Raw genomic sequence first — 24418 nt, forward strand, 5'->3', positions numbered from 1 at the left:
TAACTTTAATGAAATATACTTAAAAATGAGGAATGTCCTTAAGGGGGGGGTCTGGTATGAAAAAAATTTATATGAATGAATTGGCTAAGATCTTAAATATAAATGAATCTGCTTTAAGATATTATGATTCAAAAGAACTATTGCCAAATATTCAAAGAGACTCAAATAATTATAGGTTTATATTTGAACAAGATATTGAAAGAGCAAATACAGTGATTTGTTTAAAAAAAACAGGTATGCCTTTAAATGAAATAAAAAAATACTTGGATCTTTTAGAACAAGGCAATTCCTCTTTAGAAATAAGATACAAGATGATTTTAAAACAAGAAAAAATGGTCTTAGAAAAAATAGAAGATATCAAAAAACAAGTAGAATTTATAAACTTTAAAAAAGATATTTACGAGAAAAAAATAGAAGAGGAAAAATATGAAAACTAGAAAATTAGGAAAAGATTTAGTTGTTTCTGAAATTGGATTAGGATGTATGGGATTAAGTTTTTCACAACCACCGTTCCCAACAAGAGAAGAGGCTGTTGAATTTATTAGAAAAGCTTATGAAATGGGAGTTACATTCTTTGACACTGCAGAAGTTTATGGTCCGTTTGATAACGAAGAAATTTTAGGAGAAGCTCTAGAGGGGGTTAGAGACAAGGTTGTTATTGCTACTAAATTTGGATTTAGCTACACACCAGATGGTAAAAGAGATGGTGTTGACAGTAGTGAAGGAAATATAAGAAGGGCAATAGAGGGTTCATTAAAAAGATTAAGAACAAATTATATTGACCTATATTATCAACATAGAGTAGATCCTAATGTTCCGATTGAAAATGTAGCTAAATTAATGAAAGAATTTTACGAGCAAGGAAAAATAAAACATTGAGGATTAAGTGAGGCGTCTGCAAATACAATTAGAAAAGCTCATGCTATATTCCCTGTAACTGCCTTACAAAGTGAATATTCACTTTTCTGGAGAGATCCAGAAAAAGAAATAATACCAACATTGGAAGAGTTGGGAATAGGGTTTGTTCCGTTTTCACCTTTGGGGAAAGGTTTCCTTACTGGAACAATAAATCCAGACACAAAATTGGAACCTGGTGATTTTAGATTAAGTGTACCAAGATTTCAGAATAAAGAATATTTAAAAGAAAATTTAAAATTAGTTGATTTTGTAAAGGAGTTGGCAGAAAAGAAAAACACAACACCAGCTGCGATAGCGATTGGCTGAGTTCTTTCTCAAAAAGAATGATTTGTCCCAATCCCTGGAACAAAAAAAATTGACAGACTTAAAGAAAATTTAACAGGAGCTGAAGTTAAATTTACTGATAAAGAACTTTTAGAAATCCAAGAGAGATTGGAAAAAATTGAAATAGTTGGTGATAGATATGGTGCTGACGCTATGAAAATGATTGATAAAAGTTAATAAAAAAATTATGTAGAGACTTAAAGAATATGATATTATATAAGTGCTATTCGTACCGAAGAAAGTAACTGGGATTTTATCCCTTAATTTGTTACCGAGGAATGAAACTACATATACTATTTGTAAGGTTTTCTTACAATGTTTATTGTATTTTTAATTGACCTCGGAATTATCTGAGGTTTTTATTTTGATTTTAAAAAACGAAAGTACAAAAGGAGGTCGTTACGAGTGTCAAACGCAAGACCAGCTCATGCTAAAAAGAATGAGGTAGTTAAAGAAATTGCAGACAGAATCAAAAACTGTAAAGGTATGGCGATTGCTGAATACAAAAATTTAACTGTAGCACAAATGACAGAATTAAGAAACAAAGCTCGTGAACAAGGAATCTTTATTAAAGTTTATAAAGACTCATTATTCAGAAGAGCGGTTGAAGAATTAAAAATTACTGGATTAGATGCTTATTTAGTTCAACAAAATGTTTACATTTTTTCAGACGAAGAAGCTCTATTTCCTGCAAAACTAGTTTCAGAATTTGCAAAAACAAATGAATCACTAGTTCTTAAAGCGGGAATATATGAAGGAAACGTTATGGATACAGCGGCAATTAATGAAATTGCTTCTCTTCCATCAAAAGATGAATTATACTCAATGTTTGCTTCATCACTTATTTACCCATTACGTCAATTTATGTTGACTGTAAAAGAAATAGCAAATACAAAATCAGAATAAATAAACAATTAAGCGTACAAATAGCGATTAATTAAATTAAAAGAAAGAAAATAAGGAGAAAAAATCATGGCAATTACAAAAGACGATATTATTAAAGCTTTAGAAGAAATGAAATTAACTGAATTAAACGATTTAGTTAAAGCAATCGAAGATCACTTCGGAGTTGTTGCAGCAGCTGCAGTTGCAGCACCTGCAGCAGGAGCTGGAGGAGCAGCAGCACCTTCAGAAGTTTCAGTTATGTTAACAAATGCTGGAGGAAACAAAGTTTCAGTTATTAAATTAGTTAAAGAAATGACTGGATTAGGATTAATGGATGCTAAAAAATTAGTTGATGGAACATTACCTGTAGCTATTAAAGAAAACGTAAAAGTTGAAGAAGCTGAAGAAATGAAAAAACAATTAATGGAAGCTGGAGCATCAGTAGACTTAAAATAATAAATTATTTATAATGACCCTAAGGGTCATTTTTTTATATAAGGAGAATAAGTATGTCTAAATCATCAAAAATATATTTTTTAAAAGACTATATAACCAATGAAGGAATAGAGGTTGGCGAGTATACTTATTTTTATAGTTTTAAAAATGAACAAGGACTTAAAGAGTTTCAAAATAGAAATGTTTTATACCACTTTCCAAAAATTTATAATGATAAATTAATTATAGGAAAATTTTGTGCAATAGCAGATGATGTTAAATTTCTTATGAATGGTTCAAATCACAATATGGATGGAATATCAACTTTTCCCTTTGCAATGTTTGATGAATTCGGGGCGAATCATGAATCCCTGACAAAAGTAAATTCCAAGGGTGATACAACTGTTGGCAATGATGTTTGAATTGGTTATGGTGCAACAATAATGCCTGGAATTAAAATTGGCAATGGTGCCATAATAGCTGCAAAATCGGTTGTAACAAAAAATGTAGAACCTTATTCTATTGTTGGGGGAAATCCTGCAAAGTTAATTAGAATGAGATTTGATAAAAATAAAATTAATGAGCTAGAAGACTTGAAATGATGGGATGAAAGTATAGAATCAATAGGTAACATGATAGACAAATTAACTAAATAAGATTAAAAAGGCAAAAAGGTAAACAAAATTGTTTATTTTTTTGCTATTTACTATTGAATTTAAGTGAAAAATAATATAGAATTTGTTTGCGTATGTTTTATTTGAACGGGGGAAATTATTAAATGAAGTACAAAATTAAAAAAATTAATGCGCTTGTGGAAAGACGTGATTATGCAAAAGTATCAGGTGACCTTGAGTTACCCAACCTTATCGAATTACAAACAGACACATTCGAATGATTTAAACAAAAGGGAATAAACGAAGTGTTTGAAGAAGTTTTTCCAGTAGTTTCAGCTGATGGTGACATTGTTTTATCAATGACTGATTGAGAATTTAGAGAACCTAGACTTTCAATTACAAAAGCTAAAGAAGAGTCAAAAATATTTGAAGCTCCTATTTACTCAAACTTATCATTAACTATTCACATGGAAGATGTAGAAGTTTTTAAAGAAGAGATTTCGGGATCAATGGAAACATTCTTAAAAGGATGATTACAAGAAAAATTAGAATCAACTGGTGTTGAATTTAAAGATAGTAAAGGATCACTTTACTTTTTTGAGTTCAAAGGTAAAACTGGTGAAAAAGATACAATTCAAATTGAAATTAAAGATGAAAAGGATGAATTCTATCTAGCAAATATTGACATATACAAAACAGGAGAAGTCTTCTTTGGAGAATTCCCATTAATGACAGATAGAGGAACTTTCGTAATTAATGGTAGTGAAAAAGTAGTTGTTTCACAACTAGTTCGTTCACCAGGAAGTTACTTTAAAGAAGAAATGAACCGTAAAAATGGGGAAATGATTTATTATGCAGACATTATTCCTTCAAGAGGTACATGATTAGAATTTGAATTAGATTCAAAAAAAGCTTTAGATAATAAAGTTACTAATGTTTTTTATGTAAAAATTGATAAATCAAGAAAAACGACTGCCACAAGTTTATTAACAGCCTTCAAAATGCAAAAAGAAGAAATTTTAGACTTGTTTGATAATAACGAAGTAATCTCATCAAGTTATGAATTAGATACTTTAACTGGTGATATTGAAATAGATTACGAAAACCAAGTTCAAGAAATTTATAAAAAAATTCGTCAAGGTGAAACTGCAACAGCTGATGGAGCAAGTAAATACCTATACGGATTATTATTTGACAAAAGAAAATATGATCTTACAAAAGCAGGAAGATTTAAATTGCAACAAAAGTTATCTGTAAAAAACAGATTAATTGGACGTGTTCTTGCCGAAGATATAATTGATGTTAAAGGTAAAGTTGCATTTGCAAAAGGAACTGAAATAACAAAAGATATTTTTGATGATTTGGATAAAGTTCTTGAAGCTGGAGCGATGGTACAAAAAATTAACTTTAATGATGCAATCACTTCAGGTAATGAAATTCAAAAAGTTAAAGTTTTTAAAGACAATGATTTAAGAAACGAAACTGCAACAATTATAGGTATTACAAAAACATCAAGTGATGAATTTGTAAATTTGCCAGATATTATTGCAACCATTTCTTATGCAATTAACTTAATGGATGGAATAGGTGAAATTGATGATATCGATCACTTAGGAAACAGAAGAGTTAGAACTGTTGGTGAATTATTACAAAACCAATTCAGAATTGGTATGATGCGTATTGAAAAGAATGTAAGAGAAAAACTTGCAACATCAAACCCATTCAAAATGAAACCATCAAGTATTATTAATAACAAACCATTAACTGCAATAATTGGAGAATTCTTTAATCTTTCTCAATTATCACAATTCATGGATCAAACTAACCCGTTAGCTGAATTAACAAATAAACGTAGACTAACTGCTTTAGGGCCTGGTGGTCTAAGTAGAGATAGAGCTGCTCTTGAAGTTCGTGACGTTCACCCGTCTCACTACGGAAGAATCTGTCCAATTGAAACTCCTGAGGGACCAAACATTGGATTGATCAACAACTTATCAACTTATGCAAAAATTAACGAATATGGATTTATTGAAACTCCATATAGAAAAGTTAAAAATACAAAAGTTATCTCAGGTGAGTATGAATACTTAACTGCCGATAAAGAAAAAGACTATGTAGTTGCTCAAGCAAATATCAACTTAGCAGAAGATGGAACAATTTTAGATGAACAAGTAGTTGCTCGTTATAGAGGAGATGACATTATGGTTTCTCCAGAAGATGTTGACTATGTTGACGTTTCACCAAAACAAATTGTTTCAATCGCTACATCATGTATTCCGTTCTTAGAAAATGATGACGCCAACCGTGCACTTATGGGTGCGAACATGCAACGTCAAGCTGTGCCTTTAATTAATCCAGAATCTCCAATCGTTGGAACTGGTGTTGAACATGAAGCTGCACGTGACTCGGGAGATGCCATTGTTGCAACTGCTGACGGTATTGTTAAATATGTTGACTCAAAAAGAGTTACTATTGAACAAAAAGATGGAATTAAAACATATGATTTAAACGACTTTAGTCGTTCAAATAATGGTACTGCTATAACTCACTTGCCAATCGTAAAATTGGGAGACAAAGTTAAAGCAAGAGATATCTTAGCTGATGGTCCTTCAATGGAAAAAGGTGAATTGGCCTTGGGACAAAACGTTGTTGTTGCCTTTACAACTTGAAATGGTTACAACTATGAGGATGCTGTTATTGTTTCAGAACGTATCGTAATTGACGATAGATTTACTTCTATCCACATTGATGAATACACAATCGAAAGAAGACAAACAAAACAAGGTCCTGAAGAAATCACTAGAGACATTCCGAATATTTCAGAAGTAAGTAAAAAATACTTAGACGAAGATGGAATTGTAGCTATTGGATCAGAAGTTAAAGTTGGAGATATTTTAGTAGGTAAAGTTACTCCAAAATCACAAACTCAATTATCACCTGAAGATAAATTGTTACACGCAATCTTTGGTGAAAAATCAAGAAATGTAAAAGATAACTCATTAAGAGTACCAAATGGTGGAGAAGGAATTGTTAAATCAATTAAACGTTTCTCAAGAGCTGATGGTCACGATTTACCAGCAGATATCTTAGAAATTATTAAAGTTTACATCGTTCAAAAACGTAAAATTCAAGAGGGAGATAAAATGGCTGGACGTCATGGTAACAAAGGTGTTATCTCAAAAATCTTACCTGTTGAAGACATGCCACATATGGAAGACGGAACACCAGTTGACATTATGTTAAACCCACAAGGGGTTCCTTCACGTATGAATATTGGACAAGTATTGGAAATCCACTTAGGTATGGCTGCTAAAAAACTTGGAATTAAAGTTAATACACCTGTTTTTGAAGGGGTTAAAGAACAAGAATTACAAGATATTATGGAAGAAGCTGGAATGGATAACTATGGAAAAGTTACATTAGTTGATGGAAGAACTGGAGAAGCATTTGATAAACCAATTTCTGTTGGGGTTATGTACATGCTAAAACTTTCTCACATGGTTGATGACAAACTACATACAAGAAATATCGGTCCATACTCATTAATTACTCAACAACCGTTAGGTGGAAAAGCACAAAACGGGGGACAAAGATTCGGGGAAATGGAAGTTTGAGCACTTGAAGCTTATGGTGCTGCTTACACATTGCGTGAAATCTTGACTATTAAATCAGATGATATTAAAGGTCGTATTAAAACTTACGAATCAATCGTTAGATCAAAACCAATTCCAAAACCAGGAATTCCAGAATCATTTAACGTTCTTACAAAAGAAATTATGGGTCTAGGATTTGATATGCATATGATCGATGAAGAAGGAAATAAAGTACAAATAAATGCTTATGATGACGATGATGAATTTGAAATTGATACAGAATTATTAGATGGTGATTCATCATTTAATGATGCAGATATCAAAGACTACGTTGAAACAAGCGAAGATGATGAAATTACTTTCGAAGAAGAAAGTATAGAAGAATAATAAGGAGAAGTTTTTAAAATGAAAAATTCAAACAAAAGAATGATTAAAATCGAACTAGCTTCTCCAGACGTAATCAGAAGCTGATCACGTGGTGAAGTTACAAAACCAGAAACAATTAACTACAAAACATTAAAAACAGAAAAAGAAGGTCTATTCGACGAAAGAATTTTTGGACCAACTAGAAACTATGAATGTACTTGTGGTAAATATAAAAAAGTAAAAAACAAAGGAAAAATTTGTGAACGTTGTGGTGTAGAAATTACAGAATCAATCGTTAGACGTGAAAGAATGGGTCACATTGAGTTAGAAGAACCAGTTACTCATATCTGAATGTTAAAAGTAGCTCCTTCAAGAATTGCTTCAATTTTAGATTTAAAAACTAAAGAAGTTGAAGAAGTTGTTTACTTTGTAAGTTACATCGTTTTAGATCCAGGGAACTCAAAACACCTTAAAAAAGGTATGGTTTTAGACCTTGGTAATGCTAAATCAAGTGCAAAAACAAGAGAAAAATTATTAAAAACTCTTGAAGATATAAGAGCTGGAATTGAACCAGACTCATTTGCATGAAAAAGAGCAGATAACTTAATTAATCAATTAAGAACTCCAAGTACTCCATTCTCAATGGATGAAGCATCAACTTTCATTTCAAGATACATCAATGCTAAATTTGGAATCGGAGCAAGCGCTATCGAAGACTTATTAAAAAACATTGAATTAGATAAAGAAATTGAAAAAATAAGAGAAGACTTAAAAGAGAAAAAAGGTTCATCTGAACAAAATAAACTAATGAAACGTCTTGAAGTATTAGATTCATTAAAAAAATCTCAATCAAGACCAGAATGAATGGTATTACATGTAATTCCAGTAATTCCACCAGACATTAGACCAATCATCCAATTGGATGGGGGTAGATTTACTACTTCAGAAATTAACGACTTATATAGAAGAATCATTATTAGAAATGAACGTCTAAAAAAAGTTAAATCAATGGGTGCACCAAGTATTATTGTTAACAACGAAAAACGTATGTTACAAGAAGCTGTTGATGCATTATTAGACAATGAACGTAAACCAAGACCAGTTACTGGTAAAGACAAACGTCCATTAAAATCATTAACATCAATCTTAAAGGGAAAACAAGGAAGATTCCGTCAAAACCTTTTAGGAAAACGTGTTGACTACTCAGGTCGTTCGGTTATTGCTATTGGACCAGACTTAAAAATGTACCAAGCAGGTATCCCAAGAGATATGGCTATTACATTATTTAAACCATTTATCATTAAGAGATTACAAGAAAAAGATCTTGCCGAAAACGTAAAAGTAGCAGAAAAAATGATTTTAACAAACGATGCTAAAGTTTGAGATATCTTAGAAGAAGTTATTAAAGATAGACCGGTATTATTAAACCGTGCTCCTACACTTCACCGTTTAGGTATTCAAGCATTCGAGCCAAAACTAGTTAAAGGTAAAGCAATTAGACTTCACCCATTAGTAACTACAGCTTTCAACGCCGACTTCGACGGGGACCAAATGGCTGTTCACTTACCAATTAGTGATGAAGCTGTTGCCGAAGCAAGAGCGCTTATGTTAGGTTCAAAAGCGATTCTTGGACCAAAAGATGGTAAACCTATCGTTACTCCTACTCAAGATATGATTTTAGGAAACTATTACATCACCACTGAGGAAAAAGGTGTTGAAGGTGAAGGTACATTATTTGCGAACTATCAAGAAGTGAAAATTGCTTATGAAACTAACTCAGTTTCATTAAATGCAATTGTTGCAATGCCAGTTAGCGAATTAAAAAACAAAAAAATATCTGATAAACACAAAGATAAATTCTTAATTACAACAGTTGGTAAAATATTCTTTAACCAAATGTTTGTTGAAGAATTCCCATGAATTTCTAATTCAAACATTAATAATGCGGAAGATGAAATTGAAAAATTCATAGTTGATGGAAACACTGATATCAGAAGTTACATCATGAATGAATATGAAGCTCAACAACCAATTAAGAAAAAGGAACTATCATCAATTATTGAAAGATACTTCAAATTATATGGGGCACAAAAAACTGCTCAAATGTTAGATAACATGAAGGACTTAGGATTCAAATTTTCTTCAAAATCAGGAACAACAATCAGTGCAGCTGACGTTGTTGCTTATACAGAAAAATTTGATGAGTTCAAAGTTGCAGATGAAAAAGTGGCACAAATCACTGAATTCTACAACATGGGTATGTTAACAAGAACTGAGAAAAAACGCCGTGTAATTAACGTTTGATCACAAGTTAAGGATAAAATCCAAAACAGACTTGAAGATGTTCTTAAAAAGGACCCAAAAAACCCTGTATTTGTTATGGCTGATTCAGGAGCTCGTGGTAACGTATCTAACTTCACACAGTTGGTAGGTATGAGGGGACTTATGAATGACCCTAAAGGGGACATTAAAGAAATTCCAATTAAATCATCATTCCGTGAAGGACTAACTGTTTCAGAATACTTTATTTCTACCCACGGGGCAAGAAAAGGTATGGCTGACGTTGCCTTAAAAACAGCCGATTCAGGTTACTTGACAAGAAGACTTGTTGATATTTCACAAGAAATCATTGTTACTGAAGAAGACTGTAAAACAACAAAAGGTTTCGATGTTCACTCAATTATAGAAACAAAACACGATAACATAATCGTGCCTTTAAAAGACAGATTAGTTGGAAGATTCACTTTCAATGACGTTGTTGATGCAAAAGGAAAAACAATCGTTGAAGCTAACACTTTAATTACATTAGCATTAGCAGATGATATTATTAATGCTGGAGTTGAGGAAGTTCAAATTAGAACTGTACTAACATGTGACACAAACCGTGGTGTATGTAGAAAATGTTATGGTGTTAACTTAGCAACTGGAGAAATCGTTACAATCGGTGAACCAGTTGGGGTTATTGCCGCTCAATCAATTGGTGAACCTGGTACTCAGCTAACTATGCGTACTTTCCATACCGGAGGGGTTGCTGGGGGAGCAGATATTACACAAGGTTTACCTCGTATTAAAGAATTACTTGACGTTACAAACCCTAAAGGTTCAATTGCTATAATTTCACAAATCGATGGAGTTGTAAAAGAAGCAAAAGAAGAAGAAGGAATAATTACAATTGTCGTTTCATCTGATCAAGATGAAAGAAAATACAAATCACAATACGGAGCTATTTTAAGAGTAGCGGAAGGTGAAGTTGTAACTCGTGGTCAAAAATTAACTGAAGGTGCAATAAACATTAAAGAATTATTAGAAGTTGCAAGAATTGAAGACGTACAAAACTATATCTTAAAAGAAGTACAAAAAGTTTATCGTCTACAAGGGATTGAAATTTCAGATAAGTATATTGAAATTATTGTTAAACAAATGTTGAATAAAGTTAAAATTATTGACTCAGGAGAAACCGAATTACTTCCAGGAGAAGTTATTTCATCTAGAACATTCAGAACAGAAGTGAAAAATGCAATTATGGCAGGTAAAAAACCTCCTCTTGCAAAACACGTTATCTTTGGTATTAAAAAAGCACCACTTGAATCAGATTCATGATTATCAAGTGCATCATTCCAGGATACAGCAAGAGTTCTTGTAAAAGCAGTTATCAAAGGAAAAGTTGATAAACTTGAAGGATTAAAAGAAAACATTATGTTAGGAAACTTAATCCCAGCAGGAACTGGATTAACTGGTAGTGCAGATATTATCAAAAAAGGTAAAGAAACTTACGATTCAGAATACTAGAAAAAAGGTGGTAACACCTTTTTTTGTTTTTCTTTACTAAGAAAATAGTGTATATTCATTTAGAGGAGGATTCTTAAAATGAAAATTTTTATAGGAAACGACCATGCAGCTGTTGAAATGAAAAATAAGATAGTTGAATTTTTAAAAGAACAAGGTCATGAAGTTGTAAACATTGGAACAGACTCTAATGATTCAGTGGATTATCCTGACTTTGGAAAAGAAGTTGCACAAAAAGTTGTGCAAGAAAATACATTAGGAATAGTAATTTGTGGAAGTGGTATTGGAATATCGATAGCTGCAAATAAAGTAAAAGGGGCTAGAGCAGCGCTTTGCTACGAAGATCAAACAGCGATGTTAGCAAGAGAGCACAACAATGCAAACATATTAGCTCTTGGAGCAAGATTTATTGCAAACGAAAAAGCAATTAGATTGGTGGATATTTTCTTAAATGCTGAATTTGAAGAAAGACACGCAAATAGAGTTGAAAAATTAAATAACCAATAGGAGAGATAAAATGGCATTTACAATTATAAAACACCCCTTAATTCTTGATAAATTAACAAGAATGAGAAGAGAAGAAACATCATCAAAAGACTTTAGAGAAAATCTAAATGAAATAGGTCAATTAATGGTATATGAAATATTTAGAGACGTACCTTTAACTGAAATAGATATTAAAACACCTGTTGTTGAGACTAAGGGTTTCACTCTTGATATACCTGTGGTTTTGGTTCCTATTATCAGGGCTGGTTTGGGTATGACTGAAGGAATACAAAGATTAGTTCCTACTTCAAGAATTGCTCACATAGGACTTTATAGGGATGAAGAAACTTTAGAGCCTGTTCAATACTTTGCAAAAACTACAAAAGATATTGAATCAAGTTATGTTATTGTTGTTGACCCTATGTTGGCAACTGGTGGTAGCGCATCAAAAGCTATAGAAATTGCAAAAAGTTGAGGAGCAAAACAAATAAAATTTGTTTGTCTTGTTGCTGTTCAAGAGGGTGTGGATAGAATAATTAAAGACCATCCGGATGTAGATATTTACACAGCTAGTTTGGACCCTATTTTAAATGATCGTGGATATATTGTTCCTGGTCTTGGTGATGCTGGAGATAGAATATTTGGTACAAAATAGACAATTTTATTGTCTATTTTTTTATTTAAGAAGATAATTTTAATAGATTTTGTAAATTAATAGGAGTATTATTATTTAGATGGAACTTAATAGGGGTGAAATTGTGTTGTTTAAAAATAAAAAAACAATTATAAGCTTATCTCTAATTTCAATGATTCTAGTTTTATTAACCATTCTTACTTTATTGAAAGTTATTGATTATACATTTATTACAGGTTATCTTTTAGGGACTTGTTTTGTGTATTTATCATTTATATTTATGAATTTATCTATAAAAAACTTGACTATAAACTTAAACCCATTTAATTTTATATTTTTTTCAATATTAAGAATTGGATTCTACATCGTTCCATTCCTTATAAGTATTTATTTACCAATTGCATTCAATGTCTACGGATTGCTAATTGCTTTTGTTATAAATTGAATTCCTTCAATTTTTTTAAAAAGTAAAAGTAAGTAAGTTTTTATATGGTAACCAAAAAATAAAAAGGAGGTTCTTATGTTCCTTGCTGATGAAGAAGGTATGATGGATGTTTGAAATAAAATAACACCTCAACTTTTATCTATCCTATTAACTTGCATTATAATTTGTACATTTTGTATAGTTTATAATGTTAAGATCAGAAACTATAAAGAGGATAAAAAACTCACAGGCTTTTTAGTTTTAACGGAAATGTTTATTACGAAAGTGGAAAACATGGTTGTTACAATTATGGGAAAAGCTCACAGAAAATTAACACCATATATTATGTATTTATTTATGTACATAATGGTTTCTTCGATAGTTGCTTTAATTGGAATAGAGCCTTTAACTAGTTCTTATACAGTAACATTCTCAATGGCGATAGTTACTTTTTTAGGAATTTATTATTATGGATTGAGATATCAGAAACTAGCTTTCTTTAAAAGGTATTATAATCCAATAGAAATTATTGGACAATTTGTTCCATTAATTTCACTATCATTCAGGTTATTTGGAAATATTCTTGGAGGATCAATTCTATTAGGTTTACTTTATGGAATGATGTTAAATCTTCAAGGTAACATATTTTACCCAAGTGGTCCTGGAATGGAATGAGATAACAAATTAAGTTACTGATGATCAGGATTTAATATATTTACAGTTATTTCGCTTCCGTGATTACATTTATACTTTGACTTGTTTGACGGAGCAATTCAATCAATTGTCTTTTCAATGTTAACTCTTTCATATTGATCTGGAGCCAAAAATGGTGAAAGTGCAAATGAAGGAAAAGAAAAATTAGAAAGATAATTTTAAAAGGAGAAAAAGAATATGTTTATAGAAACACTTACAACATTAACGGTAACAATGGGTGGTAACTTTATATCAGTTATGCCAATATACTCAACTTTATTTATGTTTTTAACTGTGTCTGAGGATCATCCAGATTCAATAGCAATAGGATTAAAATTATTGGGTGCAGGTCTTACTGGAACAGGTATGATCGGAGCGTCAGTTGGACAAGGTATGGTTGGTTATGGTGCTTGTATCGCAATTGGTAGAAACCCAGAAACAGCACCAAAAATTACTTCAACATTAATTATTACAGCAGGATTTTGTGAATCTGGAGCTATCTATGCTTTAGTTGTTGCTATCTTGTTAATCTTTGTGGCATAAGAAAGGTGTGAAGTTTATGCTTTTAGTAGCAGGAGTTCCTAATATTATAGAAGGACTTTTTCCTAACTTAGCTAATTTTATTGCACATATTTTATCAACAATAGTTATTTTGATATTGCTAACAAAATTAGTTTACAAACCTTTTAGGGAAATGATCAAAGAACGCAGAAAAAAAATTAATGAGCTGTTAGATGATGCTGCTGCAAAACAAGCAAAAGCTAACAGAAACAATAAAGAGGCTTCTAAGTTTTTAGATTCTGCAAAAGAGGAATCTAAACAAATCATTAACACAGCAAAACTTTCGGCAGATACATTAAAATTAGAAATAATTGAAAATGCGAGAACTGAGGCAAGCAACATTCAAACTCACGCTAAAAAAGCGATTGACTTTGAAAGAAATGAAATGCAAGAACAATTAAGACAAGAAGTTATTGACCTAGCATTTGTTGCAGCTGAAAAATTAATGAATGAAAATATTTCAAAAGAAAAAAATGAAAAAATGATTGAAGACTTTATAAAAGGTTTAGATTAATTAAATGTTGAAACAATCTTTAATTAACAACTGAGCAACTGCAATTTGTGAAATTGCAAAAGAGGAAAATAAAGTTCAAACATTTACAGAAACATTAGAGGACTTGAGTAAAATTTTTGAGTCTAATGAAGAAGCTATAATTTTTTTATCAAATAAATTTATACCTTTAGAAAAAAGAATAAATTTTGTTGATGATATCTTTAAAAAAGAAATTGATGTATTAATTTTAAACTGTTTGAAATTAATAGTGGAGAGAGAAAGTTTCTCATCAGTAAATTATATTTTACAGTCAACTATTAAAAAACTTTGAGAGAGTTTGGAAATTAAAAAGGGAATAGTTTATTCTACAATTGAAATTGATAAAAAATTTATTTCAATAATGGAAGAAAAAATAAACAAAAAGATTAATCAAAAAATCAAATTAGAAAATAAAATAGACAACTCATTAATTGCAGGAATAAGAATTGAAGTTGCCAACAATGTTTTTGACTATTCTTTAAAAGGAAAAGTTGAAGATATGAAAAATAGTATTTTAGAAAATAGAAAATAGAGGCGATAGCATGTCACTTAAAATAAATGAAATATCTGAAGTTATCAAAAAACAAATAAAAGAATATGGTAAACAAGTTATTGAATCACAAGAAGGTACTGTTGCAAGTATCGGTGATGGTGTTGCTCTATTATTCGGCTTAGATGATGTAATGATGGGTGAACTTTTAATTTTCTCAAAAGATATTTATGGAATGGCACTTAATTTAGAAGAGGGTGCTGTTGGTGCTGTTATCATTGGTGATGATTCAAAAATTCGCCAAGGTGATAAAGTAACCAGAACTGGAAAAGTGGTTGAAACACCAGTTGGAGATCAATTACTTGGAAGGGTTTTAAATGGTATTGGAATGCCAATTGATGGAAATGGTCCTTTGAATAATGAAAAATTTTCACCAGTTGAAAAAATGGCCTCGGGAGTTATGTCAAGAAAATCAGTTAACGAACCAATGGAAACAGGAGTTCTTGCTATAGACTCAATCATTCCAATTGGAAAAGGTCAAAGAGAATTGATTATTGGAGATAGACAAACAGGTAAAACTGCGATCGCAATTGATGCGATAATTAATCAACAAGGTAAAAATGTTAAGTGTGTATATGTTGCAATTGGACAAAAAGAATCAACAGTTGCACAAGTTGTTGAGAAATTAAAACAAGCTGGAGCAATGGAATACACAACAGTTATTTCTGCTTCTGCAAGTGAGTCATCTCCTATGCAATACATTTCACCTTATACAGGAGTATCGATTGCTGAAGAGTGAATGTCAAAAGGTGATGATGTTTTAATTGTGTATGATGATTTATCAAAACATGCAATTGCTTACAGAACTTTGGCTTTACTTTTAAGAAGGCCACCGGGTCGTGAAGCATATCCTGGAGATGTTTTCTACTTACACTCAAGATTGCTTGAAAGAGCTGCAAGAGTGAATGAAAATTTTGGAGGGGGAAGTATCACTGCACTTCCCATTATTGAAACTCAAGCTGGGGATATCTCTGCCTACATTCCTACAAATGTTATTTCAATTACAGACGGACAAATATTTTTATCAGAACAATTATTTAACTCAGGTATAAGACCTGCTGTAGACACTGGTTTATCGGTTTCAAGAGTTGGATCATCAGCTCAAATAAAAGCTGTTAAGCAAGTGGCGGGGACTTTAAAACTCGAGCTGGCACAATATTATGAATTACAATCATTTGCAAAATTTGGAAGTGACTTAGATGAAACTACAAAAGAAACTTTAAGTCATGGTCAAAAAATTGTTGAGTTATTAAAACAAAGACAGTACAAACCAATTTCACAAATTGATCAATCAATAATATTATTGGCTATAAAAGAAAGAATTATAAAATGGTTACCACTAAATGAAATGGTTAATTTTAAAGAAGAAATAATAAACCACTTCGAAAATGACAAAGATGCGAAAGCATTAAGGAAATTATTAACAACAGAAAAAGAGTTTAGCGATAAACTTTATTCTGACATTAAATCACAAATCATAACTATTTTAAAAGTTATGACATCAAAAATAAAAGGTTATGAAGCAGCTGATTTTGGTAAGATAGAAGAATTTAATAAATTAAAATAGTATGCCAAATTTAAGTGAACTAAAAACCGAAATAAGTAATATAAAAGATATTGGAAAAATAACAGGAGCAATGGAATTAGTTGCAACTGCAAAATTAAAAAAAATATCTAAAAGAATGGGAAACATTCAAACCTACTTAGATGAAGTTTATGAAGTTTTTAATTATATTATTTCTCACTCTGAGGATTCAATATATTTAAAAAAGCAAAACCAAAAACCAGCAAATACTTTATGAATTGTTATTGGATCTAACCTGGGATTATGTGGAGGTTACAATTCAAATGTTTTTAAAGTATTGAAACCTTTAATAAATAAAAAAGCAGATAGTGTTGTTGCTATTGGTTCAAAGGTTGTCAACTTTTGTAAATCAAATGGTATTAACGTTAAAGAGGAATTTACAAACATTGATGTAGATTTTTCAAACGAACATTCTAGAAAAATCGCCGTTAACTTATTGGATTACTTTATAAAAAAAGAATTTGAAGAAATAAAAATTGTATACACAAAATTTATTAACAACGTTACTTTTGAACCGAAAGTTTTAGATATGTTTCCGATAGAAAAAAAAATAGAAGATAAAGAATCACATGAAGATGTAATCTTAGAACCAGATCCAGAAACAGTTTTAACAACAAGTGTTTCAATGTATTTAAACACAATTTTATTTGGCACTGTAATTGAATCACAAGTTTCAGAACAAGCAAGTAGAAGAATGGCTATGGAAGCTGCAAATAAAAATGGTAAAGAGCTTTCAGAAAATTTAAGTGTTATGTTTAATAGAAAAAGACAAGAGAACATTACACAAGAAATCAGTGAAATCATTGGTGGAGCGAATGCTCAAAATGAAGATTAGAGGTAATAATCATGACAGAAAAAACTACACAAGGTAAAGTCGTTCAAGTAATGGGACCTGTTGTTGACGTTAAGTTTAAACAAGAGGATATGCCAAAACTTTACAACACAATCGAACTAGACAACAATGGAACTAAATTAGTTTTAGAAGTTGTTCAACACATTGGGGATGACTTGGTTAGAACCATAGCTATGGGTCCAACTGAAGGTTTGATTAGAGGTGTTATTGGAACAAATACAGGAAGCCCAATCAGTGTACCTGTTGGTGAAAAGGTTTTGGGAAGAATGTTTAATGTTCTTGGTGATCCAATTGATGACAAACCCGAAGTTGAAGGTGAAAGAATGCCTATTCACAGACTTGCACCAAGTTATGATGAACTTGCTACTTCTGCTGAAATTTTGGAAACTGGAATTAAAGTTGTTGACTTAATGATGCCCTTTGCTAAAGGTGGAAAAATTGGATTATTTGGTGGAGCTGGAGTTGGTAAAACAGTTTTGGTTCAAGAATTAATTAATAACGTTGCCAAAGCTCATGGTGGAATTTCTGTTTTTGCTGGAGTTGGTGAAAGAACAAGAGAAGGTAATGACCTTTACTTTGAAATGATAGATGCTGGTGTTATTGATAAAACTTCATTGGTATTTGGGCAAATGAATGAACCTCCCGGAGCAAGAATGAGAGTTGCTCTAACTGGTTTAACAATTGCAGAATATTTTAGAGATGTTAAAAATCAAGATGTTCTATTATTTATTGATAACATTTTTAGATTCACTCAAGCTGGTTCAGAAGTATCTGCTCTACTTGGTAGAATGCCTTCGGCTGTTGGTTATCAACCAACACTTGCAACTGAGATGGGAGCGCTTCAAGAAAGAATTACTTCAACTCAAAAGGGTTCAATTACATCTGTTCAAGCAGTTTATGTTCCTGCCGATGATTTAACTGACCCGGCACCAGCAACAACTTTTGCACACTTAGATGCAAGAGTTGTTCTTGATAGAACAATTGCTTCATTAGGAATTTATCCAGCTATTGATCCATTGAACTCAAGTTCAAGAATGTTAGATCCACAAATCGTTGGAGAAAATCATTATCAAATAGCCTTAAAGGTTCAAGAAACTTTACAAAAATATAAAGAACTTCAATCAATAATTGCTATTCTTGGTATGGAAGAACTTTCAGAAGAAGATAAAATTGTTGTTAATAGAGCTAGAAAAATTAGAAACTTCATGTCACAACCATTTACTGTTGGAGAAAAATTCACTGGTAGAAGCGGAAAATATGTTCCTGTTTCTGAAACAATCAGTTCATTTGATTCAATATTAAAAGGTGAGCTGGATCATATACCAGAAGTATTATTTATGTATGCGGGTTCTGTAAAAGAAGTTATTGAAAGATATAGCGACAAAAAATAATGGAACTTACTAAATTAAAAATAATAACTCCAGAAGGTATATACATAGATGATTTAAAAGTTGAATCAGTTAGCGTGAGAACTGCCGATGGACAAGTTACTGTCTTTGCAAATCACTCACCAATAGTTTCTACATTGCTTATTGGTGATATGAAATATGAACTTAACGGTACTTCTAAGTACATACACTTACATAGAGGTATTTTGCAAGTTTCAAAGGAACAAGTAAAAATTTTAACTCAAAGATTATACGAAGTTGATGAACAAGGTCGCAGATTAAAATAGTTCAATTGAACTTGGTATTCACCATGAACAAGAACAAATAAGAAAACATGAACAAAATAGGTAACTTTAAAAAGTTATAAAAAGTGTTGCATAGCAAGATTAACCTATATATAATTAAGACATCCAGGACTTTCATTTGGCCTAGGGGTGTTTGAAATTAACACATTACGAGATCTTTACCCCACCGAAAGGTGATGGGTTTTTATTTAGAAATAAAAAAGCAGAACTAAGAAGTTGATTCTTGTTCTGCTTTTCTTTTTTCTCTGTAAGCCAGTTGTCTTTGCACTTTATCCTCAATCATTTTTGTGAATGCTCACATTTTCTCTCTTTTTAAGAACCCCATAAATCTAACATAGTTTATCCTTAATGGTTTAAAATTGATTCTTCCAATTTCGACATTTTTTAATATTCTAGTTATTTGTTTATTCATTAAAACTTGTTCTCTACATTGTTCAAGTTTTTTTCTTTGTTCCTCAGGAAAGTCGTTTAAGTTTTTAAATACATTTTCAACACAACCATATTTAGAAATTAATTTTGTTGCTGTATTATAATGCATGCCCCTAACGCCTTTAATATTATCTGATTGATCTCCTAATAAAGATTTTATGTCTGGAATTTGACATGGTTTACAACCAAATTTTTCATAAACTTCTTTAGCTGTAATTATTTCTTGTTTACACTTTTTGGATTGCTGTGAAACGATTCTTACATCATCAGATACTAATTGATAAGTATCTTTATCATTTGAAACAATATCAACTTGATAACCTAGTTTAACTGCAATTCTAGCAATTGTTCCCATAATGTCATCACCCTCAAATGAAACCTTTTCATATCAAGGTATATTAGCTGATGTTAAAAAATCCCTTACTAATTGCATTTGTGGAATTAAATCTGATGGTGTCTCTTTTCTTGTAGCTTTATATTCTGGATATATTTCTTTTCTTCAACATTCTTTACCAACATCAAAAGTTACAATAACTGTATGATATTCGTTTGATTGAACTAGTTGAAAAATGTTTGCTACAAAAACGTAAACTGCATTTATTAAAACACCTTCTCTGTTCATTGCCACTTTTTTTCTTTTTAAACTTCCATAATAACCCTTATGAAGAAGGTGATATCCATCGATGATTACCACTTTTTTCTTATCCATTGTTGCTCTCCTTTTAATAATACCCTTGTACTTTTTTTATGATTTTAATTTTACTTTTTATTGGATCAAGTTTTTCCATCTGATCCAATTTTAGTTTTGCATAAACCAAATCATCGATGTAGTTGTATTTAATTTCGCTTGCTATATTTTTTAAGCTTGAACTTATAGTTTTAATATCAGATATATTAAAAATAATCTCTAGATTATAAAGAAATTCCAATTGTTTGGTGTTCAACTCTTTTAACATCTCTATTGCAAGATGGCTATATGCTTTTTGTAATCCACCAGTTCCTAGTTTAATTCCACCATAGTATCTTATTACTAAAATAACTATATTGGTTAGATTGTTGACTTCAATTAACTTAAGCAATGGTTCTCCGGCTGTTCCATTGGGTTCGCCATCATTATTATAACCATAAGTTAATTTTTCATCGCCACACCTGTAGGCATAACAATTATGAGTTGCGTTTTTATCGCTGAATTTTTTAATAAAGATATCCAACTCTTCTTTATCTTTGACTTTTGAAATATAGGTAATGAATTTAGATTTTTTTATTGTGAAATTTCTTTCTACAACTTTTTCATCGTTTAATATTCTTAAAAATATCATAACTTTAACCATTAATAATAATACCTTGTAATTGGTAAAAAACATATATTATTTGCTATATTCTTTTAAAAGTGTTAATCTCTTGAAAAGGGAGACAACAATATGCAAGATAAAAAAGTAATTAATGATTTTTATGAAGCTTTTAAAGCCGGGGATGCTAACAAAATGGTTGGTTTATATTCTCCAAAAGCAACTTTTAAGGACCCTATGTTTGGAGACTTGAATTATGAAGAAGCAAAATTTATGTGAATAATGCTTGTTTCAACAAGAGCAACTTCACAATTTGAATTAAATTATACTGTTGAAGAACACAAAGGAAAAATAGTTGTTATTTGAAAAGCAACATATTTATTTGGAGATAAAAAAAGAAAAGTTATTAACATTGTAACTTCAAAAATGGAAACCGAAGACGGTTTAATTACAAAGCATGTTGATAGTTTTAATTTTAAAAGATGAGCAAAACAAGCTATTGGCTTTTCTGGTTTGTTATTTGGTAATGCTAAATGATTTAGAAAAAAAGTTAGCGATGGAGCAAAAGAAAAATTATATAAATTTATGGATTATATGAAATCTCAACAAGCAGGAAAATAAAAAGACCTTTAATATAAAGGTTTTTTTATTTATAAATATTGGCTAGATACCTTTATATTTGGCGTCTTTCATTGTATAATGATTAAGATTTTTGACTTAATAAAAAAGGAGTAGTTTTAATGGCAAGAGATAAAGCGATAATTAAAAAGCATGGTAAAACAGCTGATGAAATTATCTCACTAGAATCAGTTTATGAAAAATTGAGCGATTCTGATTTAGCAAATAAGACACAAGAATTTAGAGATAGATTAGAAAAGGGTGAAACTCTTGACGATCTATTGGTTGAAGCTTTTGCGGTAGTTAGGGAAACTGCATTTAGAGTTTTAAAGATGAGAGCTTATAGAGTCCAACTTATTGGAGCAATAATATTGCATGAAGGTGACATAGCAGAAATGAGAACTGGTGAAGGTAAAACTTTAACTGGTCTTTTTCCTGCTTATCTAAATGCTCTTTCAGGACTTGGGGTTCACGTAGTTACGGTAAATGAATACTTATCACAAAGGGATAGTGAAATAAATGGTCAAGTATATAACGCTTTAGGTTTGACTGTTGGTTTAAATGGAAGAGATTTATCAAAGGAGCAAAAGAGAAACGCCTATGCTCAAGACATCACATATACAACAAATGCAGAGTTAGGATTTGATTATTTAAGAGATAATATGGTTTACCGTTTAGAACAAAAAGTTCAAAGAAAACTAAACTTTGCAATTATTGATGAGGCCGACTCAATATTAATTGATGAGGCAAGAACCCCTCTAATTATTTCCGGGGGAAGCCAAAATAGAATTAATATGTATAAAGCAGCCGATGGTTTTGCAAAAACTTTGGATGAAAACAAAGATATTGAAATGGATTTAGAATCAAAACAAGTTTACTTAACTGATTCTGGTATTAAAAAAGCTCACAGTTTTTTCAGTATAGAGAATTTATTTGATTTTAGAAATACAGAATTATTTCACTTAATAATGAATGCCTTAAAAGCTTTGTTCACATTTAAACTTGAAGTTGAATACACCGTTCAAGATAACGAAATAATTTTAATTGATCAATTTACTGGAAGAACTATGCCTGGTAGAGCTTATAGTGATGGTTTACAACAAGCACTACAAGCAAAAGAGGGTGTTGAAATAGAAGAAGAAACAACAACGCTTGCAACAATAACATACCAAAACTTCTATAGGCTTTACAATAAATTATCAGGTATGACCGGTACTGCAAAAACTGAAGAGGAAGAATTCTTAAAGATTTATAATACAAGAGTTATTGTCTGTCCTACCAACAAACCAATAATAAGAAAAGATGAACCCGACCTAACTTTTGGTACTACACATGCGAAATTAAAACATTTAGTAAGAGATTTAGAAGAAGTTGTTCAAGCGGGTAGACCTGTATTGATTGGTACAACTTCTGTGGAATCTTCAGAACAAGTTTCTCGCTATCTAGAAAAAGCTGGTTTAAAATTTGAAATGATTAATGCAAAAAACCACCACAGAGAAGCAGAGATTGTTGAAAAAGCTGGACAAGTTGGATCAATAACTCTTGCAACTAATATGGCCGGTCGTGGAACAGATATCAAACTATCTCGTGAAGCAAGAGAAAATGGTGGATTATTTGTTATGGGTATAGAACGTAACGAGGCAAGACGTATTGATAATCAATTGCGTGGTAGAGCTGGAAGACAAGGAGATCCTGGTAGTTCAAGATTTTACATCTCAATGCAAGATGAATTGATGGTCAGATTCTCTTCAGAAAAACTAAGACAAATGTTTTTAAAGCTTGGTGATGACTACATAAACTCAAAAATGTTTACAAGAGCAATTACTAATGCGCAAAAAAAACTAGAAGGTTTAAACTTCGATCAACGTAAGAATGTTTTAGATTATGATAATATTCTTTCACAACAACGAGAAGCTATTTATGCTCAAAGAGATTCAATTTTAGAACAAGAAACTTTAAAGGTTGTTCTTTCAAGATTTCAATACACAATAGCTTTTGAAATGGTTGAAAGAAATTCTGAACTTGTTCGCGGAGAAAGAACAATAAGCATTCCTTCTTTAATACAGGAAATAAACGGTAAATTTGTTTTTGAAGGAGCCTTATCGGAATCTGATTTTGTAGGATTAGAAAAACAAGAAATTGCAAAAAAAATATCACAAAACATGATGGAATATTATTTATCAAAAACTTCAGCTGTTCCAGAAGAAGTTATAAGTGAAATGGAAAGAAGAACTATTCTTCAAACTCTAGATCATCATTGACAAAAACATATTAACTTAACTCAAAAACTTAGAAGTGGTATTTATCTGCAACAATATGCACAGAACAACCCATTACATGAGTATGTTGAAGAATCGGCAAGATTATTTAACAAAATGAAAGTTATGATTGCAGAAGAAACAATTGTTAAATTAAATGGATCATTTGTTAGTGAAATGAAACCAAATCAGGAAAATGTCTCTTTTGTTGAATCTGAGACAAAAACAGTCAACATATCTGATAAAGATATAGATGAAATATTATCAGAATGAAAAATACCAAAAGAAAAATTTTCAAGAATTATTGTAGAGAAAAGATTTGAAGAACTTAAAGATGAATTTAAAGAAGATCAAAAAAATTACGATAAAACTGAATTCCAGTTTGCAGTATTAGATGGATTGATGAAAAAACTTGATAATATGTTTGCCCAACAAACAAAACAAGCTGGAGAATTATCTTTTGAAGCTATTGATAAAATTGTTAATAAATTTAAACTTGAAAAAATATTTACAAGAGAACAAGTCAAAGAAAACTTTGATAAGTTAATGAAAACATGCAAAGACGAAAAAGAGAAAACAACATTATTGATTGAAACTCAAATATTAATGGCTTTAGCAAATCAATTTGAATCTAAGCAAAATGAATTTAAAATAACTGATGAAAAAGGTAATGTTAAAAAAGTTTTCAAAACAAATCCAGACGGTTCAATCTCTGATGAAGATATCGAAGATACAGAACAAATACAAACTAAAACAAAAATAGGTTAATAAAACATTTTAGCAATAAAAGATAGAGACAAGAAAATTAAAAAATTCTTGTTTTTTTTATTTAACTATGTAAAATATTGCTAGGTCATAGTATCTCTAGGGGCAAAGCTCTAGATTTTTTAAG

The 24418-nt window shown here is 30.9% G+C and carries 22 protein-coding genes and 1 other annotated feature; of the genes, 20 read left to right on the forward strand and 2 right to left on the reverse strand.

What is annotated here, in order from left to right:
• The first annotated feature begins 56 nt into the window (after positions 1-56).
• The 18 genes from SMONO_RS00205 to SMONO_RS00290 all read left to right on the forward strand — a co-directional run bounded on the left by SMONO_RS00205 (position 57) and on the right by SMONO_RS00290 (position 18914).
• Complete coding sequence (locus tag SMONO_RS00205) at positions 57-437, forward strand: MerR family transcriptional regulator (RefSeq protein ID WP_158637876.1); 381 nt, start codon at positions 57-59, stop codon at positions 435-437.
• Positions 427-1419, forward strand: a complete 993-nt coding sequence (locus tag SMONO_RS00210) for an aldo/keto reductase (RefSeq protein WP_101780348.1) — start codon at positions 427-429, stop codon at positions 1417-1419. The genes SMONO_RS00205 and SMONO_RS00210 overlap by 11 nt, the downstream gene beginning before the upstream one ends.
• A gap of 37 nt (positions 1420-1456) precedes the next feature.
• Positions 1457-1613: a sequence feature (ribosomal protein L10 leader region), on the forward strand.
• A gap of 34 nt (positions 1614-1647) precedes the next feature.
• Positions 1648-2148: a 50S ribosomal protein L10 gene (rplJ, locus tag SMONO_RS00215; RefSeq protein ID WP_101780349.1), complete on the forward strand. Its 501-nt coding sequence runs from the start codon at positions 1648-1650 to the stop codon at positions 2146-2148.
• A gap of 66 nt (positions 2149-2214) precedes the next feature.
• Complete coding sequence (rplL, locus tag SMONO_RS00220; RefSeq protein WP_101780350.1) at positions 2215-2583, forward strand: 50S ribosomal protein L7/L12; 369 nt, start codon at positions 2215-2217, stop codon at positions 2581-2583.
• Between the two features lie 53 nt (positions 2584-2636).
• On the forward strand, positions 2637-3218 hold the full coding sequence (locus SMONO_RS00225; protein ID WP_101780351.1) for a CatB-related O-acetyltransferase: 582 nt from the start codon (positions 2637-2639) through the stop codon (positions 3216-3218).
• 122 nt (positions 3219-3340) lie between these two features.
• On the forward strand, positions 3341-7156 hold the full coding sequence (rpoB, locus tag SMONO_RS00230; RefSeq protein ID WP_101780352.1) for a DNA-directed RNA polymerase subunit beta: 3816 nt from the start codon (positions 3341-3343) through the stop codon (positions 7154-7156).
• A gap of 18 nt (positions 7157-7174) precedes the next feature.
• Positions 7175-10924, forward strand: coding sequence for a DNA-directed RNA polymerase subunit beta' (gene rpoC / locus SMONO_RS00235; protein WP_101780353.1), 3750 nt, complete (start codon positions 7175-7177; stop codon positions 10922-10924).
• A gap of 78 nt (positions 10925-11002) precedes the next feature.
• Positions 11003-11428 (forward strand): ribose 5-phosphate isomerase B, encoded by a 426-nt coding sequence (gene rpiB / locus SMONO_RS00240; protein ID WP_101780354.1) that lies wholly within the window; start codon positions 11003-11005, stop codon positions 11426-11428.
• A gap of 10 nt (positions 11429-11438) precedes the next feature.
• Complete coding sequence (upp, locus tag SMONO_RS00245; RefSeq protein WP_101780355.1) at positions 11439-12062, forward strand: uracil phosphoribosyltransferase; 624 nt, start codon at positions 11439-11441, stop codon at positions 12060-12062.
• Positions 12063-12141: 79 nt separating this feature from the next.
• Positions 12142-12522, forward strand: a complete 381-nt coding sequence (locus SMONO_RS00250) for an MG406 family protein (RefSeq protein ID WP_101780356.1) — start codon at positions 12142-12144, stop codon at positions 12520-12522.
• A gap of 39 nt (positions 12523-12561) precedes the next feature.
• On the forward strand, positions 12562-13335 hold the full coding sequence (locus SMONO_RS00255; RefSeq protein ID WP_101780357.1) for a F0F1 ATP synthase subunit A: 774 nt from the start codon (positions 12562-12564) through the stop codon (positions 13333-13335).
• A 105-nt stretch (positions 13336-13440) separates the two neighbouring features.
• Entirely contained in the window at positions 13441-13701 is a 261-nt protein-coding gene (locus SMONO_RS00260; protein ID WP_425443420.1) for an ATP synthase subunit c family protein, read from the forward strand.
• 16 nt (positions 13702-13717) lie between these two features.
• A complete protein-coding gene (gene atpF / locus SMONO_RS00265; RefSeq protein ID WP_101780358.1) occupies positions 13718-14233 on the forward strand; it encodes a F0F1 ATP synthase subunit B in 516 nt (171 codons plus the stop codon).
• A 4-nt stretch (positions 14234-14237) separates the two neighbouring features.
• Positions 14238-14783 carry a F0F1 ATP synthase subunit delta gene (locus SMONO_RS00270; RefSeq protein WP_101780359.1) on the forward strand — a complete coding sequence of 182 codons (546 nt, stop codon included), beginning with the start codon at positions 14238-14240 and terminating at the stop codon, positions 14781-14783.
• Positions 14784-14793: 10 nt separating this feature from the next.
• A complete protein-coding gene (atpA, locus tag SMONO_RS00275; protein ID WP_101780360.1) occupies positions 14794-16368 on the forward strand; it encodes a F0F1 ATP synthase subunit alpha in 1575 nt (524 codons plus the stop codon).
• A 1-nt stretch (position 16369) separates the two neighbouring features.
• The gene (atpG, locus tag SMONO_RS00280; protein ID WP_101780361.1) at positions 16370-17221 is read left to right on the forward strand and encodes an ATP synthase F1 subunit gamma; all 852 of its coding nucleotides are present in this window, start codon (positions 16370-16372) and stop codon (positions 17219-17221) included.
• 11 nt (positions 17222-17232) lie between these two features.
• Positions 17233-18630 (forward strand): F0F1 ATP synthase subunit beta, encoded by a 1398-nt coding sequence (gene atpD / locus SMONO_RS00285; RefSeq protein ID WP_101780362.1) that lies wholly within the window; start codon positions 17233-17235, stop codon positions 18628-18630.
• Positions 18630-18914: a FoF1 ATP synthase subunit delta/epsilon gene (locus SMONO_RS00290; RefSeq protein ID WP_101780363.1), complete on the forward strand. Its 285-nt coding sequence runs from the start codon at positions 18630-18632 to the stop codon at positions 18912-18914. The genes atpD and SMONO_RS00290 overlap by 1 nt, the downstream gene beginning before the upstream one ends.
• Positions 18915-19140: 226 nt before the next feature.
• Here the strand turns inward: SMONO_RS00290 and SMONO_RS00295 are convergent, their stop codons facing one another.
• Both SMONO_RS00295 and SMONO_RS00300 read right to left on the reverse strand, forming a co-directional pair.
• Complete coding sequence (locus SMONO_RS00295; protein WP_101780364.1) at positions 19141-20070, reverse strand: 5'-3' exonuclease; 930 nt, start codon at positions 20068-20070, stop codon at positions 19141-19143.
• Positions 20071-20083: 13 nt separating this feature from the next.
• Positions 20084-20692, reverse strand: a complete 609-nt coding sequence (locus SMONO_RS00300; RefSeq protein WP_158637877.1) for an IMPACT family protein — start codon at positions 20690-20692, stop codon at positions 20084-20086.
• Positions 20693-20782: 90 nt separating this feature from the next.
• Here SMONO_RS00300 and SMONO_RS00305 point away from each other — a divergent pair, with 90 nt between their 5' ends.
• A complete protein-coding gene (locus SMONO_RS00305) occupies positions 20783-21271 on the forward strand; it encodes a nuclear transport factor 2 family protein (protein WP_101780366.1) in 489 nt (162 codons plus the stop codon).
• A gap of 119 nt (positions 21272-21390) precedes the next feature.
• Entirely contained in the window at positions 21391-24294 is a 2904-nt protein-coding gene (gene secA, locus SMONO_RS00310; protein ID WP_101780367.1) for a preprotein translocase subunit SecA, read from the forward strand.
• Positions 24295-24418 lie beyond the last annotated feature (124 nt).

The sequence above is a fragment of the Spiroplasma monobiae MQ-1 genome (genome assembly GCF_002865545.1).
GTDB classification, from domain to species: domain Bacteria; phylum Bacillota_I; class Bacilli_A; order Mycoplasmatales; family Mycoplasmataceae; genus Spiroplasma_A; species Spiroplasma_A monobiae.